We start from the raw sequence: 13,480 nt of genomic DNA, 5'->3' as shown, positions 1-13,480 counted from the left end.
TAAACCGATATAGTTGCGACGGCAAACCCGCCGCCCGTACCGTGGTCCGGCTGCACCTCGTGCGGTGATACCTTCGCTTCATGCCCGTCAAACGCCCCGTGACCCTGCAGGACGTGGCGGACCTCGCCGGCGTCTCGCGCGGAGCGGCGTCGTTCGCCCTCACCGACCGCACCGGAGTGTCCGCCGCCACCCGCGAACGGGTGCGCGCCGCCGCCGCCGAACTCGGGTACCGGCCGAACCCGACGGCCCGCAACCTCCGCGCCGCGCGCACCGGGATCATCGTCGTCTACCTGCCGAGCATCGCGACCACGCTCGGGTACTACACGGAGGCGGCGTTCGGCATGGTCGACGAGGCTCTCGAGGCCGGCCTGCTGGTGACGCTCCTGCCGCGGCCGGCGAACGGGCGGCCGCTGCCCCGCATCGACGCCGACGGCATCATCGCCATCGACCCGGTTCCGGGGGATCCCGTGCTCGAGCAGCTGCTCGCCCCGGGACTCCCGGTCGTGAGCGGCGAAGCCATGCCCGCCGAGTACCGCGCGGTCGCCGGCGAAGTCCGTTCCGATCACGCTGCAGCCGCCCGAGAGCTGCTCGACCACTTCGCCGAGCACGGCGCCCGCGCGCCCGCGATCATCGTGCCCGAGATGTTCAGCGGGTGGTCCGACGAGATCACGCAGGCCTACCGGGACTGGTGCGCGGAGCACGGGGCGCGCGAACGGATCGAGGCCGTCGCGGTCGAGGGCCTGACGGACTCGACGATCGCGGCGACCCGGAAGCTGCTCGGCGAGACGGACCCGGCGGACGCGATCATCTCGCTCACCGAGGGATCGGTGCTCAACGTGATCACGAGCGCGACCGAGTACGGCCGCACGGTCGGAGAGGATCTGCTCGTCGCCGCGGCCGTGGACTCGCCCGCGCTGCGCTACACCGAGCCGTCGATCACTGCGATCGACCTGCACCCGCGGACCTTCGGGCGCGAGTGCATGCGGGTCATGCGGGAGGTCCTCGACGATCGCTCCCCGGGCGAGGGGGCGCGGCGGCGGGACGTGCCGATCGACGTGGTCTTCCGCGATTCCACGCGCGGGCGGGGCCGAGCGGGGGAGCGCGTGTGAACGACGCCGGCTGGCTGGACGACGCCGAGCAGGAGCTCTGGCGCAATCTGCTGCGCATCACCGTCGAGCTGCCGAGCGCGATCGAAGCTCAGCTCAAGCGCGATGCGGGGGTCTCGTACCTCGATTTCCGGGTGCTCGGGTCGCTGTCGGAAGCGCCGTCGGGGACCCGGACCATGAGCGAGCTCGCGGCTCGGATGAGCGTTTCGATCGCGCGGCTGTCGGTCGCGGTCGGCCGGCTCGAGCGGCGGTCCTGGGTGCAGCGGGAGCAGAACCCCGATGACGGCCGTGCCACGGACGTGGTGCTCACGGAGAGCGGTCGGGCGCACCTCGAGGCGCACGTCGTCGCGCACGTGCAGCAGCTGCGACGGCTCGTGTTCGAGGCGATCGATCCTGCGTGGCAGGCCGAGTTCTCGGAGATGCTCGGGCGCGTGCTCGGCACGATCGGGCGGGATCCGTGCGCGCGCTTCGGCAGCGACGCGCGTACCGCGCGACCCGCCGCGTACGCGGCGGACTGGTCGCCGCTCACCGGGCCGCGGGCGGTCGGGAACTCCTAGCGCGACGGCCAGTGCCAGGGCGGGGCGTCGAGCAGCCCCTGCCCGAGCACTTTCGTGCCCTGGCCCGACGACACGAGCTCGACGGCCGAACCCCGGGGTTCGAGCGCACGCCGCAGCGCGGCGGAGTGGGTGACCACGACGACCTGCGTGCGCCGTGCGGCCTCCGCGAGGAGCGAGCCGAGCGGCCCGAGCAGGTCCTCGTGGAGCGAGGCCTCCGGCTCGTTGACGACGACGAGCGGCGGGGGATCGGCGGGCAGCAGCGCGGCGCAGAGCAGCAGGTACCGCAGGGTGCCGTCCGAGAGCTCCGCCGCGGTCAGCGGGCGCAGCAGGCCGCGCTGCGAGAACAGCAGCCGGAACACGCCGTCCGCGGCGTCGATGTCGACGTGCGAGCCGGGGAACGCGTCGGCGACCGCGGAGGCCAGGGGCCCCTCATGCCCGGACTCGATCGCAGTCGCCCAGACCGCGGCGAGATCCGCGCCGTCGTCGCTCAGCCAGCGAGTGCGAGTGCCGACCTGCGGCTGCCGTGCAGGGGCGTCGCGGTCGGCGCGAAAGTGGTCGTAGAAGCGCCACTGCGCCATCCCGTGCCGGAGCCGCAGGACCTCGGGCAGCGCCGAGGGGTCCTCGAGATCGAGCAGCACGCTCTGGCCGGGCCCCAGCGTCTGGGGGACCGAGCGCCAGCCCCCGTCGCGCACGCGCACCGCCGCCCGGGTGCGGTCGATCACCACGGAGGCGGGGCGTGCGAACGACCCGGTGAACACCTGCTCGCGCTTGATCTCGGGGTCGCGGGTGAAGAAGCTGCGCGCGGGATCGACCTGCGGCAGGCCCAGGTCGGCGAGATAGCCGAAGCCGTCGGAGCCGAAGCCGATGCGGAGCGAGACCGGGCGCTTCCGCACGGTGCCCTGCCCGCTGCCCCGGCCCGGGCTCTCAGGGCCCGCCCAGAGCACGCTCGAGAGCCCGCCCTCGCGCGCGATCGCCCCGACGGTGCGGCCCTCGCCGGCGGCGGCGAGCAGGCGCAGCGCCCGATAGAGGTTGGATTTGCCGGTGCCGTTGGCGCCCGACACGACCGTGAGCCGGTCGAGCGGCAGCACGAGGTCGACGAGCGAGCGGTAGCCGCTGACGGCGAAGGTGGTGAGCACGGAGGCAGTCTGGCATCCGCCACCGACACTGCGGACCGGCGCGGCCCCGTCGGCCCGATCCGGCTCCGTCGTCAGTGGAGTTCGACGGTGTCCTGGAGCGCGAGCGCCGCACCGATGATCCGCGCGCCCTCGGCGAAGAACGCCGGGTCGGGACCCGAGTAGTTCAGCCGCAGATGGGCGCCGGGCGCCGGCTCGGGGAACCAGCCCTGACCGGGAGCGACCACGACGCCGAGATCCTCGCAGTCGCGTGCCAGGCGGTGCGCATCGGTGCCGTCCGGCAGGCGGAGCCAGAGATTCAGGCCGCCTCGGGGGACGAGGTCGAGGCGCGCGCCGGGGACGTGCTCGCGCAGTGCGGCGACGAGCAGGTCGCGTCGGGCGGCGAGCTGATGGCGCACGCCCCGCAGGTGGGTGCGCCAGGCGGGCTGCGTGACGACGTCGTGCGCGATCGTCTGCAGCGCCCCGCTCACGTACATGGACTGCGCCTGCGCGTCGGCGAGGAGCCGGTCGCGCACGGGGCCGCGCGCGACGAGGCCCGCGACCCGCACCGCGGGCGACACGCTCTTGGTGAGCGATCGCAGGTAGACGACGTGCCCGCTGTCGTCGCGTGCGGCGACGGGTGCCGAACGCGTCTCGATCCCGAAGTCGTGGGCCCAGTCGTCCTCGATGAGGAACGCGCCGTTCGCGCGCACGATGTCGAGCACCCGGTCGACGAGCTCGGGCGCCCACTGGGCCCCGTGCGGGTTCGCGAAGTTCGGCTGCGCATAGAAGGCGCGCGCGCCGGTCCGCCGGAACGCGCGCTCGAGAATCTCGGGATCGGGGCCGTCCGGGCCGCTCGGGATCGGGATGACACGCACGCCGACCTGGGCGGCCGCGAGGATCGCGCCCCAGTAGCTCGGCGACTCCATGAGCAGCGGGCCTCCGGCGCCGACGATCGCGCGGAAGATCGTGCCGAGCCCGCTCTGGCTGCCGGGCAGCACGAGCACGTCGCTCGCGGCGGGCGGCGCGACATCGGCCCGCCCGACGGCCCCGAGCTCGGCCGCGAACCAGGTCTGCAGTTCGGGCAGGCCCGCCGTGGGCGGGCGCTGGACGGCGCTGTCGTCGCGGCCGGCGCGGCCGAAGGCTGCGCGTACGAGGCGCTCGGGCAGCAGCTCGCGGTCGGGGTAGCCGGCGTGCAGCGAGATCATGTCGTTGGGCGGGGTGCGCAGCGCGGCCAGGGCCTGGGGTGCGGGATCCGCCGACTCGCCGAGCGCGGCCGCCTGCCAGCCGTGGTCGGTCGTGCGGGCGGTGCGGACGGCTCGGACGAAGGCTCCGACTCCCGGCCGGGTCTCGACGATCCCGCGTCCCACGAGCACGCGCAGCGCCTGCTGCACGGTGACGGGGCTCGCGCCGTACTCGGCGACGAGCGCGCGGGTGGAGGGCAGCTTCGCCCCGGGGGGAGCCGCGGCGATCCACTCGCGGAGGCCCGCGGCGATCCGCTCGCTGCTACTATGGTTCATGAAGATAGATAGTAGCGCTACTCCGATCTCCGCACCTCCGCTATCGACAGGTCGTTCGGGCCTGTGGTGGGGCCTGCTCGGCGTCGCGGCCTTCTCGTTCACCGTGCCGCTCACCCGCGTCGCGGTCGCCGACGGCGCCATGTCGCCGCTGTTCGCGGGCTCGGCCCGCGCCGTCATCGCCGCCGTGCTCGCCGCCCTCGCGCTCGCGATCACCCGCCAGCGGATGCCCCGCGGCACCCAGTGGCTGCGGGTCGCCGTCGTCGCGGGCGGCGCCGTGGTCGGCTTCCCGCTGCTCACCTCCTACGCGCTCACCACAGCCCCGGCCAGCCACGGCGCCGTCGTGATCGCGCTGCTGCCCGCGGCGACCGCCGTCGCCGCGGTGCTCCGCGCGCGCGAACGGCCCCGGCGATCCTTCTGGATCGCCGCCGGCGTCGGCGCCGTCGCGGCGGTCGCCTTCGCGCTGATCCAGGGCGGCGGCTTCGGCGGCCTCCACCGGGCCGACCTGCTCCTGTTCGCGGCCGTGATCGTGTGCGCGATCGGCTACGCCGAGGGCGGGATGCTCGCGCGCGAGCTCGGCGCCTGGCAGACCATCTCGTGGGCGCTCGTGCTCGCCTCGCCGCTCATGGTGCTGCTCACGGGGATCTCGCTCGCCGACGGGATGCCGAGCGGTGCCCCGGTGCAGTGGGCGGCCTTCGCCTACCTGGCCGTCGTGAGCATGTTCCTCGGCTTCTTCGCCTGGTACCGTGGCCTCGCCATCGGGCCGATGGCGCAGGTGAGCCAGGTGCAGCTCGCGCAGCCGGTCATGAGCATCTGCTGGGCCGCCCTGCTGCTGCACGAGCGCCTGACCTGGCCGACCGTCGTCGGCGGACTCGTCGTGATCGCCTGCGCGCTGCTCGCGGTGCGGGCGCGCAACGGCGGCGCGAAGTAGCGCGACGGGGCAAAGGGGCTCGGGCCGGTGCGATCCCCGCACCGGCCCGAGCCCCTTCTCCGGGCTCAGACCCGCGAGGTATCGCGGCGCAGCATCATGATCGCGGCACCCGAGAACAGCGCCAGCCAGGCGATGAAGTTCACGTAGGACCACGGGTCCGGCGCGACGCCGATCGACGCCGACTGCGACATGTCGGCGATGCCCCACAGCGGGGTGAACTTCGCGGCGATCTGCAGCGCCTGCGGCAGGATCTGCAGCGGCACGAACAGGCCGCCCATGAAGCTCAGGATCGGCAGGATCGGGCCGAGGTAGCGCATCGCGTTCTGCGCGGGGAAGGCGTAGCCGACCGCGAGGCCGAGCGCCGTGAGCATGAGCGACGAGATCCACGCGATGAAACCCGCGAGCAGCAGGTTGCCGAGGGGCGCGTGGATGCCGAGGACCGTGCCCGCGATCAGCGTCGCCGCGACGCCGACCGCGCCGATCGCGAGACCCGTGAGGATCTTCACGCCGATGTAGACGCCGGGGTTCAGCGGGGTGAGTCGGAGCTGACGGCTCCAGCCCTGCGATCGCTCGGTCGCGACCGAGACGCCGATCATGGTCGAGGCGACCATCGCGCCGTACACGGCCATCGAGATCATGATCGGCACGGCCGCCGAAAGACCGCCCTGTGCGACGGGAACGTCGGTCGCCGCCGTGTTCTTGTTCGGGAGGGCGATCATGAACAGCATGCCGATGGGGAACGCGAGCGTGAAGATGAGCGTGCCCGTGTTGCGGAAGCTGCGCTTGAGCTCCATGCCGAGGAACCGCAGGTTGAAGCCGCCGAACGGCGGGGTCGTGCGGTTCGCGGTGTCGATCCGGCCGGTCTGCACCCGCTGCGCGCCGCTCATCGAGCCGCCTCCGTGTTTTCGTGCTGGCCGAGCCGCTGGTGCTCGGGATCCGGTTCGCCGTCGCCCGTGAGCTGCAGGAACGCCTGCTCCAGGTTCTGGCTCGTGATGGTCACATCGTGCGCCGAGGTCGCCGTGAGCAGGTGCCGGGCCGTGTCGTCCGACGCGGCCGTGCGCACCTTGATCCGGTCGCCGCGCAGCTCCACCTGCTCGACGCCGGGCAGCGCGCGCAGCACGGGCTCGAGCTCGGCGCGGTTCGCCTCCGCGCCCTCCAGCACGGCCTCGACCGTGCGGCCGGCCGCCATGCTCTTGATCTCCGCGGCGGATCCGTCGGCCACGATCCGGCCCTGGCGGATCAGCACGATGCGATCCGCGTACTGGTCGGCCTCCTCGAGGTAGTGCGTCGCGAACACGACGGTGCGCCCGCGGGCCGCGTCCGCGTGGATCGCGTTCCAGAAGGATCGCCGCCCTTCGACGTCCATGCCGGTGGTCGGCTCGTCGAGGATCAGCAGGCCGGGATCCGAGAGCAGCGCCATCGCGAAGCGGAGCCGCTGCTGCTCGCCGCCCGAGCACTTCTCGATCTTGCGTGAGGCGAGCTGCAGGATCCCCGCGCGCTCCAGGGCATCGTCCACGTCGATGGTCGACGAGAACAGCGACGCGTTCAACCGCATGATGTCGCGCACCGTGAGGTCCTTGAGCAGGCCGCCGGTCTGCATGACCGCCGATACGAGTCCGCGCGCGATCGCGGAGCGGGGGCTCATGCCGAACAGTTCGACCGAGCCCGCGTCGGGCCTGCCGAGGCCGAGGATCATGTCGATCGTGGTGGTCTTGCCCGCGCCGTTCGGGCCGAGGAACGCGACGACCTCGCCCTGCGCGACCTCGAGGTCGACGCCGTCGACCGCCGTCTGCTTGCCGAATCGTTTGACGAGCCCGGTCGCGCGGATCGCCGGGGGAGTGCCGTTGTTCACGACGTCACGTTACCGCTCGGCACCCGGCCCGAGTCTGCGCGCCGGCAGTGAGTCGTGAAACCGCGCCGCATCGGGCGGGCCCTCGGCGCGGACGGCTCGCCTAGGCTGGGCTGATGGAACGCATCGAAGCACGGGCAGCGCTGCTCGACATGGACGGCACCCTCGTCGACTCGACCGCGGTGGTGGAGCGGCTGTGGGGCGAGTGGGCTGCGAAGCACGGGGTGCCGCGCGAGTCGGTGCTCTCGGTGATCCACGGCCGCCAGGGGCACGAGAGCATGGGCATCCTGGTGCCCGAGCGCTCCGCCGAGGAGAACCTTGTCGAGAACGCCGGCATGCTGGCGCGCGAGGCGGTCGAGACGGACGGCGTCGTCGAGATCGCGGGCGCCGCGGCGCTCGTCGACGCGCTCGCGCCGTTCCCGCATGCCGTGGTGACCTCGGCCGATGCGCCCCTGCTGCACGCGCGCATGGGCGCCGCCGGGGTGCGCGTGCCCGAGCTCGCGGTCACCGCCGAATCGGTGAGCGCGAGCAAGCCGGACCCCGAGGGGTTCCTGCTCGCCGCCGAACGGCTCGGGGTCGCGCCCGCGGACTGCGTCGTCTTCGAGGATTCCTCGGTGGGGATCGCCGCCGCGCGCGCCGCGGGCATGCGCGTCGTCGGGGTCGGGGCCGCGGCGGCTCGGTATGCGCCGGACGCGCACGTCGCCGACCTCACCGCCGTGCGCGTCGTGCCGGCGGGCGCGGGCTTCGTGCTCGAGATCGGATAGGGCTCGAACCCACCTGCGTGCGCGTTCGCACGCGTTTGCGCGTTCGGCGCACGCGCGTCGTCCCGTCGCGCAGGCGTACCGTCCTCGAGTGGCGGCAAACGGCGCGAATGCGATCCCATTTGAACGCTTTGCCGCCACTCGACGAGGCCAGCAGGCCGACGAGGCCGTCAAGCCGACGGAACCCTGAGCCCGGGCCCGCGCTCAGCGCGACGCGAGCGTGTACCGGTGCTCGGGGCGCCCCGTCGATCCGTAGCGCAGCCGCACCTCCACGACCGACCGTGCGGCGAGGGCTGCGAGGTGGCGCTGCGCCGTCGCGCGCGAGATCCCCGCGCGCTCGGCGACCTCGCTCGCCGAGGACTCGTCGGCGCCGAGCGCGTCGAGGATCAGCTTCTCGGTCGCGGAGCGCGACAGCGAAACGGGATCGCTCGACCCGTTCAGGATCGCGAGGGCGCGATCGAGGTCCTCCTGCGCCACGGCGCCCGTCCCCGCGAGCAGGTTGCGGAACCTCGCGTACCGCTCCAGCCGCTCGGCGAGCATGCGCGGCTCGAACGGCTTGAGCAGGCAGGCGAGGGCGCCCGCACGGAGCGCGCGGCGCAGCGTCGGGGCGTCGCCCGCCGCCGAGATCACGAACGCATCGCACCCCGCCGCGCGCACGAGGTCGATGCCGTCGCCGTCGGGCAGGTAGACGTCGACCAGCAGGAGATCGGGCCGGAGCGTGCGGATCGCGGCCCGCGCCTCGGCGACCGAGCGGGCGGGCTCGAGCGCCAGGAACCCGGGCCGCTCGGCGACGATGTCGCGGTGCAGGCCGGCGACGCGGAAGTCGTCGTCGACGACGAGGGTGCGGATCGGATCGGTCACGGGTGCTCCTTCTCGGTCGGATCGTCGGGGAGGTGAACGGGGTGAGCGGGCGGCGCGTCCCCGGCACCGCGGTCGGGTGCGACGGCCCCGCCGATGCGCGCCGCGAACACCGCGCCGGCGCGGGATCCCGGGCCGCCGTCGGCCCCGGGGCCGGCCCCGGCCCCGCCCTGGTCCACGATCCAGAGGTCCCCGCCGCTCGCCCGCGCGATCTCGCGGGACAGGGGGAGGCCGAGCCCGTGCCCGTGCGCCGATTCGTCGAGGCCGCCGGCCGGCTCGCCGACCGAGGTCGAGGCCCCGGAACCGCCCCGCCCGTCGCGCGCGAACACGTCGGTGCCGGGCGGGATCCCGGCGCCGGAGTCGCCCACGGTGAGCACGAGCGCGTCGCCGTCGTCGAGCAGGGTCGCCTCGACCCAGCGCGGCTCCGGGCCCCGTACGGCCGCCGAGACGGCGTTGTCGATGAGGTTGCCGAGCACGGCGGCGGTGTTCTCGGGATCGCGGATCGCGCCGAGCAGCTGGGTGTCCTCGCCGATGCGCAGGCGCACCCCGCGTTCGCCGGCCTCGATGCCCTTGGCTCCGAGGAACGCGTGCAGGAACGGATCGCCGAGCCGGTCGAGTCCGAGCACGGGGTAGCCGACGGCGCCGCGCTCGACGAGCTCGCCGAGGAACTCGCGGGCCTCGGGCACGCGCTCGGCGTCGATGAGCCCGGCGGCGACGTGCATGCGGTTCGCGAACTCGTGCCGCTGCACCCGCAGGGCCCCGGTCATGGCGCGCACGGTCTCGAGGCGTTCGCTCAGCGCGACGAGGTCGGTGCGGTCGCGCACGATCACGACGCGGCCGAGCCGCCGCTGCCCGCGTCGGACGGGCCGCGGTTCGACGTACAGCACTCGACCGGCGTGCAGGACGCCGATGTCGGCCTCGCGGGCGGTTCCGCCGCCGGAACGCGGGGCGTCGGTCGATCCCTCGTCGTCCGCGGCGAGCGCCGCGAGGATCGGGGCGGGCAGGCCGAGCTCGGCGAGCGGGCGGCCCACGGGGCGGTCGATGCCCAGCATGCGCTCCGCGGCGGCGTTGCAGACGAGCACGGTGCCGTCGGGGTCGATGCCGAGGACTCCGTCGCCGACGCCGTCGAGCACGGCGGTCTGGTTCTGGACGAGCGCGGCGAGCTCCTCGGGCTGCAGGCCGAGGGTGAGGCGTTCCCAGCGCCGTCGCATCAGGAGCGTGGCGAGGGTCGCGATCCCGATCCCGCCGAGCGCGGCGAGCGCGATCGAGCCGAGCAGCGCGGGCAGGTCGTCGAAGACGCTGCCCTGTTCGAAGCCGACGCTCACCTCGCCGACGGGGCGCTGCGCGTCGGGGCCGGTCCCTTCGGCACCGGGTGCGTAGACCGGGACCTTGGCGCGGGCCGAGACTCCGAGGGTGCCGCGTTCCCAGTCGACGACCTCGTGCCCCTGCAGCACGCGGTCGTAGGGGGTGCTGACCTCCTGGCCGAGCCGGTCGGCCTGCGGGTGCGCGAGGCGGATCCCGTGGTCGTCGGTGATCACGACGAACAGCACGCCGGTGCGCTCCGTGATCCCCGATGCGGTGCGCTGCAGTTCGCCGTCGCGCAGTCCGGCGGCCGCGGGGGTGCCGGGGTCGGCGGAGAACTCGGCGACGAGTTCGCGCACGGTGGGATCCTCGGCGACGGTGCGGGCGATGCCGAGCGCCGCGGCCTGCGATGACGCGCGGAGCTGCTGGACCGCGAGGAACAGGTAGACGCCGGTGCAGAGGGCGACGACCAGCACCACCGTGCCGAGCTGCAGCAGCAGGACGCGAGTGGCGAAGCGCAGACGCGCGCGGTCCGGTCGAGCCATGCTCTCCATTCTGCGCATCCGCACCTCCGAAGCATCGCGCGCACAATGCGCAGAACCCACGCTACGCGCAGAACGCGACGAAATGCGAGCTACCCGGAGCCGAGTCCGGTTTCTCCCTAGCATCGGCGCAGGCCGCTCTCGGCGGTCCGACGACAAAGGAGTCATCTGATGCAACCGGCGATGTCCGAGCTGCTGCTGCGCGCAGCGGACGAGAAGCCCACGTACGACCTCGCATTCGTGCCGCCCGAGTGGGTGCTCGTGATCCTCGGGTTCACGATGGTGCTCGTGTTCATGACCCTGATCATGACGAAGCGCCTCACTCCGATGGTCGCGCTGATCCTCGTGCCCACCATCTTCGGCCTCTTCGCGGGTGCGGGGCTCGGGCTCGGCGACATGGTGCTCGACGCGATCGGCAACATGGCGCCCACGGCGGCGCTCCTCATGTTCGCGATCATGTTCTTCGGGATCATGATCGACGTGGGGCTGTTCGATCCGCTGATCCGCTTCATCACGCGCCTGCTCGGAGACGACCCCGCGAAGGTCGTGCTCGGCACGGCGCTCCTCGCCGCGGCCGTCTCGCTCGACGGGGACGGATCGACGACGTTCATCATCACGACCTCGGCGATGCTGCCGATCTACCTGCGGCTCGGCATGAGCCCCGTGATGCTCACCTGCGTCGCCGGCCTCATGAACGGCACGATGAACATCCTCCCCTGGGGCGGCCCCACGGTGCGCGCCGCGACCGCGCTGAACCTGCAGGTGTCGGACGTGTTCGTGCCGATGATCCCCGCGATGCTGGTCGGCCTCGTCGTGGCCTTCGGCTTCGCCTGGATGCTCGGCATCCAGGAGCGCAACCGTCTCGGCCGCATCGACGCGACCCGGCTCGACGGCACCGCCGACGGCGGCCTGCTGGCCGGGGTGCCGAAGCTGTTCCGCGGAGCGGACAGCAAGCCGGGTGCCCGCGCCTCGCTGCACACGGGCAACCTCGTGACCGTCGGGATCGGCGGGCCCGCCGTGGCCGCCGCCGAGGTCGACCCGACCGACACCGCCATGGCCGACACCATGCTCGATCCCAACCGCGCGACGCTGCGGCCCAAGCTCATCTGGGCGAACCTGGTGCTCACCGTCGCCGTGATGGTCCTGCTGGTGCTCGACATCATGCCGCTGCCGTACGTGTTCATGGTCGGCGCGGGCCTGGCGCTCGTCCTGAACTTCCGCAAGCTGAAGGATCAGGCGGCCGAGATCGTGGCGCACGCGCCCAGCATCGTCGGCGTCGTGTCGATGGTGATCGCGGCCGGCGTGCTCGTCGGCGTGCTCTCGGGCACCGGCATGGTCGACGCGATGGCGAAGTGGATCACGGGCGTCCTGCCGACCGAGGTGGGCCCGTTCCTGGCGCCGATCACGGGTGTGCTGTCGATCCCGTTCACCTTCTTCATGTCCAACGACGCCTTCTACTACGGGATCCTCCCGGTGCTGTCGCAGAGCGCGGCGCACTTCGGCATCGACCCCGTCGAGATGGCGCGCGCGTCGATCACGGGCCAGCCGGTGCACCTGCAGAGCCCGCTCGTGCCGGCGATCCTGCTGCTCGTCTCGCTCGCGAGCGTGAACCTCGGCGACCACCACAAGAAGGTGCTGTGGCGGGCGACGGTCGTGTCGCTCGTGATGCTCGCGGTCGGGATCCTGACGGGCGCGATCCCGCTCTTCGTCGCCTCCTAGACCGGGCCGCGGCTCCCCGTCGGGCTCAGGACGTGCGCAGCACGGGCCAGAGCGCGGCGGGGAGCTTCGTCCATCCGTCGCGGCCCAGGAAGTGCCCGCCGCCGGGCACGACCTCGACCGGGGCGCCGAGCGCCGCGGCGAGCGCGTCGGTGTCGGCGGGCGGGACGATCGGGTCGTCGTCGGAGCGGACCGCGGCGATGCTGCGGACGAACCCCGGCACGGCCGAGAGCTCGACCCCGGCCTCGGCGAACGCGTCGAGCTCGGGCACCGGCGCGATGGGGCCGGCGAAGCCGGAGACGAGCACGAGGCTGCCGAGCCGGTCGGCCGGCGCGACGCGGACGCCGGTGTCGGCCCCGGCGCGACGGGCGCGCTCGGCGAGGACCCGGAGCGCGACGAGGGATCCGAGGCTGTGCCCGATCACGGCGTCGCCGTCGCGGATCTCGCCGATCGCCGCGTCGGCCGCGGCGTGCCAGGCGGCCGCGTCAGGCCGGAGGGAGTCGGGCAGCTCGGGGATGCGCACCTCGAAGCCGGCGGCCTCGAGCCGCTCGGCGAGCCAGGGGAACCAGTGGTCGGTGGGAGCCGCGCTGTAGCCGTGCAGGATCGTGGCGCGCGGTGCCCGGCCGTCCCGCTGCCGGCGCCACTCCTCGGCGAGGAGGCCGTACATGACGCCGTCCACCCAGCCGTGGTCGCGGTGCAGCGCGTCGCGCACCGAGCTGCTCTCGTGCCGCATGCCGACGCGGCGCATGAGCTTCTGCGAGGGTTCGTTCGGCGTGAAGGCGCCGGCCTGGATCCGGTGCAGGCCGAGCTCTTCGAAGCAGACGCGGATCGCCTCGCGCACGGCCTCCGTGGCGTAGCCGCGGCCCTCGAAGTCGGGGTGCATGGTCCAGCCGAGCTCGGCCTGCACGCCGGCGACCCGGTCGCGGACCTCGCGCTGCGACCAGGCGTCCGACACCCGGATCATCACGTCGCCGATGACCCGGCCGTCGAGCTCGAAGACGAGCATGTCGGGCAGCCGGGACGGAGCCGACGCGTCCCAGTCGGCGCGATCCGCCGGGTGCCAGCCGAGCCACTCGCCGGTGTCGGCGCGGCCGCGGTGCTGCCAGAGCGCGTCGAGGTCGCCCGTCTCGGCGCGGCGCAGCACGAGGCGTTCGGTGCGCAGGGGCCAGGGGACGACGTCGAGGGGGTGGGGCTGCGGCTGGGGCTCGGACATGGGCACCAGTATGCCG

General features: G+C 73.4%; 12 protein-coding genes. 5 read left to right on the top strand and 7 right to left on the bottom strand.

Annotated features, from left to right (window positions below):
• Positions 1-80 precede the first annotated feature (80 nt).
• The gene (locus ABD169_RS01385; protein ID WP_344028355.1) at positions 81-1,109 is read left to right on the top strand and encodes a LacI family DNA-binding transcriptional regulator; all 1,029 of its coding nucleotides are present in this window, start codon (positions 81-83) and stop codon (positions 1,107-1,109) included.
• Positions 1,106-1,663, top strand: a complete 558-nt coding sequence (locus tag ABD169_RS01380) for a MarR family winged helix-turn-helix transcriptional regulator (RefSeq protein ID WP_344028353.1) — start codon at positions 1,106-1,108, stop codon at positions 1,661-1,663. Before ABD169_RS01385 ends, ABD169_RS01380 begins: the two co-directional genes overlap by 4 nt.
• Here the strand turns inward: ABD169_RS01380 and ABD169_RS01375 are convergent.
• Together ABD169_RS01375 and ABD169_RS01370 are read right to left on the bottom strand one after the other, a co-directional pair.
• Positions 1,660-2,799: an AAA family ATPase gene (locus ABD169_RS01375; protein ID WP_344028350.1), complete on the bottom strand. Its 1,140-nt coding sequence runs from the start codon at positions 2,797-2,799 to the stop codon at positions 1,660-1,662. The two genes, ABD169_RS01380 and ABD169_RS01375, sit on opposite strands and share 4 nt — an antisense overlap.
• Before the next feature lie 71 nt (positions 2,800-2,870).
• Positions 2,871-4,295 carry an aminotransferase-like domain-containing protein gene (locus tag ABD169_RS01370; protein WP_344028347.1) on the bottom strand — a complete coding sequence of 475 codons (1,425 nt, stop codon included), beginning with the start codon at positions 4,293-4,295 and terminating at the stop codon, positions 2,871-2,873.
• Here ABD169_RS01370 and ABD169_RS01365 point away from each other — a divergent pair.
• Entirely contained in the window at positions 4,294-5,223 is a 930-nt protein-coding gene (locus ABD169_RS01365; RefSeq protein WP_344028345.1) for a DMT family transporter, read from the top strand. The genes ABD169_RS01370 and ABD169_RS01365 overlap by 2 nt on opposite strands.
• A gap of 65 nt (positions 5,224-5,288) precedes the next feature.
• On the opposite strand, the gene ABD169_RS01360 is transcribed toward ABD169_RS01365, so the two are convergent.
• A complete protein-coding gene (locus ABD169_RS01360; protein WP_344028343.1) occupies positions 5,289-6,110 on the bottom strand; it encodes an ABC transporter permease in 822 nt (273 codons plus the stop codon).
• On the bottom strand, positions 6,107-7,075 hold the full coding sequence (locus tag ABD169_RS01355; protein ID WP_344028341.1) for an ABC transporter ATP-binding protein: 969 nt from the start codon (positions 7,073-7,075) through the stop codon (positions 6,107-6,109). Before ABD169_RS01355 ends, ABD169_RS01360 begins: the two co-directional genes overlap by 4 nt.
• A gap of 113 nt (positions 7,076-7,188) precedes the next feature.
• On the opposite strand from ABD169_RS01355, the gene ABD169_RS01350 reads away from it, so the two are divergent.
• Positions 7,189-7,836, top strand: coding sequence for an HAD-IA family hydrolase (locus tag ABD169_RS01350; RefSeq protein WP_344028339.1), 648 nt, complete (start codon positions 7,189-7,191; stop codon positions 7,834-7,836).
• A gap of 201 nt (positions 7,837-8,037) precedes the next feature.
• Here ABD169_RS01350 and ABD169_RS01345 read toward each other — a convergent pair whose 3' ends face one another.
• Both ABD169_RS01345 and ABD169_RS01340 read right to left on the bottom strand, forming a co-directional pair.
• Positions 8,038-8,694: a response regulator gene (locus ABD169_RS01345; protein WP_344028336.1), complete on the bottom strand. Its 657-nt coding sequence runs from the start codon at positions 8,692-8,694 to the stop codon at positions 8,038-8,040.
• Positions 8,691-10,538, bottom strand: a complete 1,848-nt coding sequence (locus ABD169_RS01340; protein WP_344028333.1) for a sensor histidine kinase — start codon at positions 10,536-10,538, stop codon at positions 8,691-8,693. Before ABD169_RS01340 ends, ABD169_RS01345 begins: the two co-directional genes overlap by 4 nt.
• 168 nt (positions 10,539-10,706) lie before the next feature.
• Here ABD169_RS01340 and ABD169_RS01335 point away from each other — a divergent pair, with 168 nt between their 5' ends.
• Positions 10,707-12,254: a CitMHS family transporter gene (locus ABD169_RS01335; RefSeq protein WP_344028331.1), complete on the top strand. Its 1,548-nt coding sequence runs from the start codon at positions 10,707-10,709 to the stop codon at positions 12,252-12,254.
• 25 nt (positions 12,255-12,279) lie between these two features.
• Here the strand turns inward: ABD169_RS01335 and ABD169_RS01330 are convergent, their stop codons facing one another.
• Positions 12,280-13,464 (bottom strand): GNAT family N-acetyltransferase, encoded by a 1,185-nt coding sequence (locus ABD169_RS01330; protein WP_344028329.1) that lies wholly within the window; start codon positions 13,462-13,464, stop codon positions 12,280-12,282.
• Between the last annotated feature and the right edge of the window lie 16 nt (positions 13,465-13,480).

The organism is Leucobacter iarius, from assembly GCF_039530105.1.
Lineage (GTDB): Bacteria > Actinomycetota > Actinomycetes > Actinomycetales > Microbacteriaceae > Leucobacter > Leucobacter iarius.
This window is presented reverse-complemented; position numbering and strand designations above follow the sequence as displayed.

Bases quoted from the DNA above. Each gene is read 5' to 3' on its own strand.
- ABD169_RS01385 (WP_344028355.1), top strand. From the start codon at position 81: ATGCCCGTCAAACGCCCCGTGACCCTGCAGGACGTGGCGGACCTCGCC.
- ABD169_RS01365 (WP_344028345.1), top strand. From the start codon at position 4,294: ATGAAGATAGATAGTAGCGCTACTCCGATCTCCGCACCTCCGCTATCG.
- ABD169_RS01370 (WP_344028347.1), bottom strand. From the start codon at position 4,295: ATGAACCATAGTAGCAGCGAGCGGATCGCCGCGGGCCTCCGCGAGTGG.
- ABD169_RS01360 (WP_344028343.1), bottom strand. From the start codon at position 6,110: ATGAGCGGCGCGCAGCGGGTGCAGACCGGCCGGATCGACACCGCGAAC.
- ABD169_RS01350 (WP_344028339.1), top strand. From the start codon at position 7,189: ATGGAACGCATCGAAGCACGGGCAGCGCTGCTCGACATGGACGGCACC.
- ABD169_RS01340 (WP_344028333.1), bottom strand. From the start codon at position 10,538: ATGGCTCGACCGGACCGCGCGCGTCTGCGCTTCGCCACTCGCGTCCTG.
- ABD169_RS01335 (WP_344028331.1), top strand. From the start codon at position 10,707: ATGCAACCGGCGATGTCCGAGCTGCTGCTGCGCGCAGCGGACGAGAAG.
- ABD169_RS01330 (WP_344028329.1), bottom strand. From the start codon at position 13,464: ATGTCCGAGCCCCAGCCGCAGCCCCACCCCCTCGACGTCGTCCCCTGG.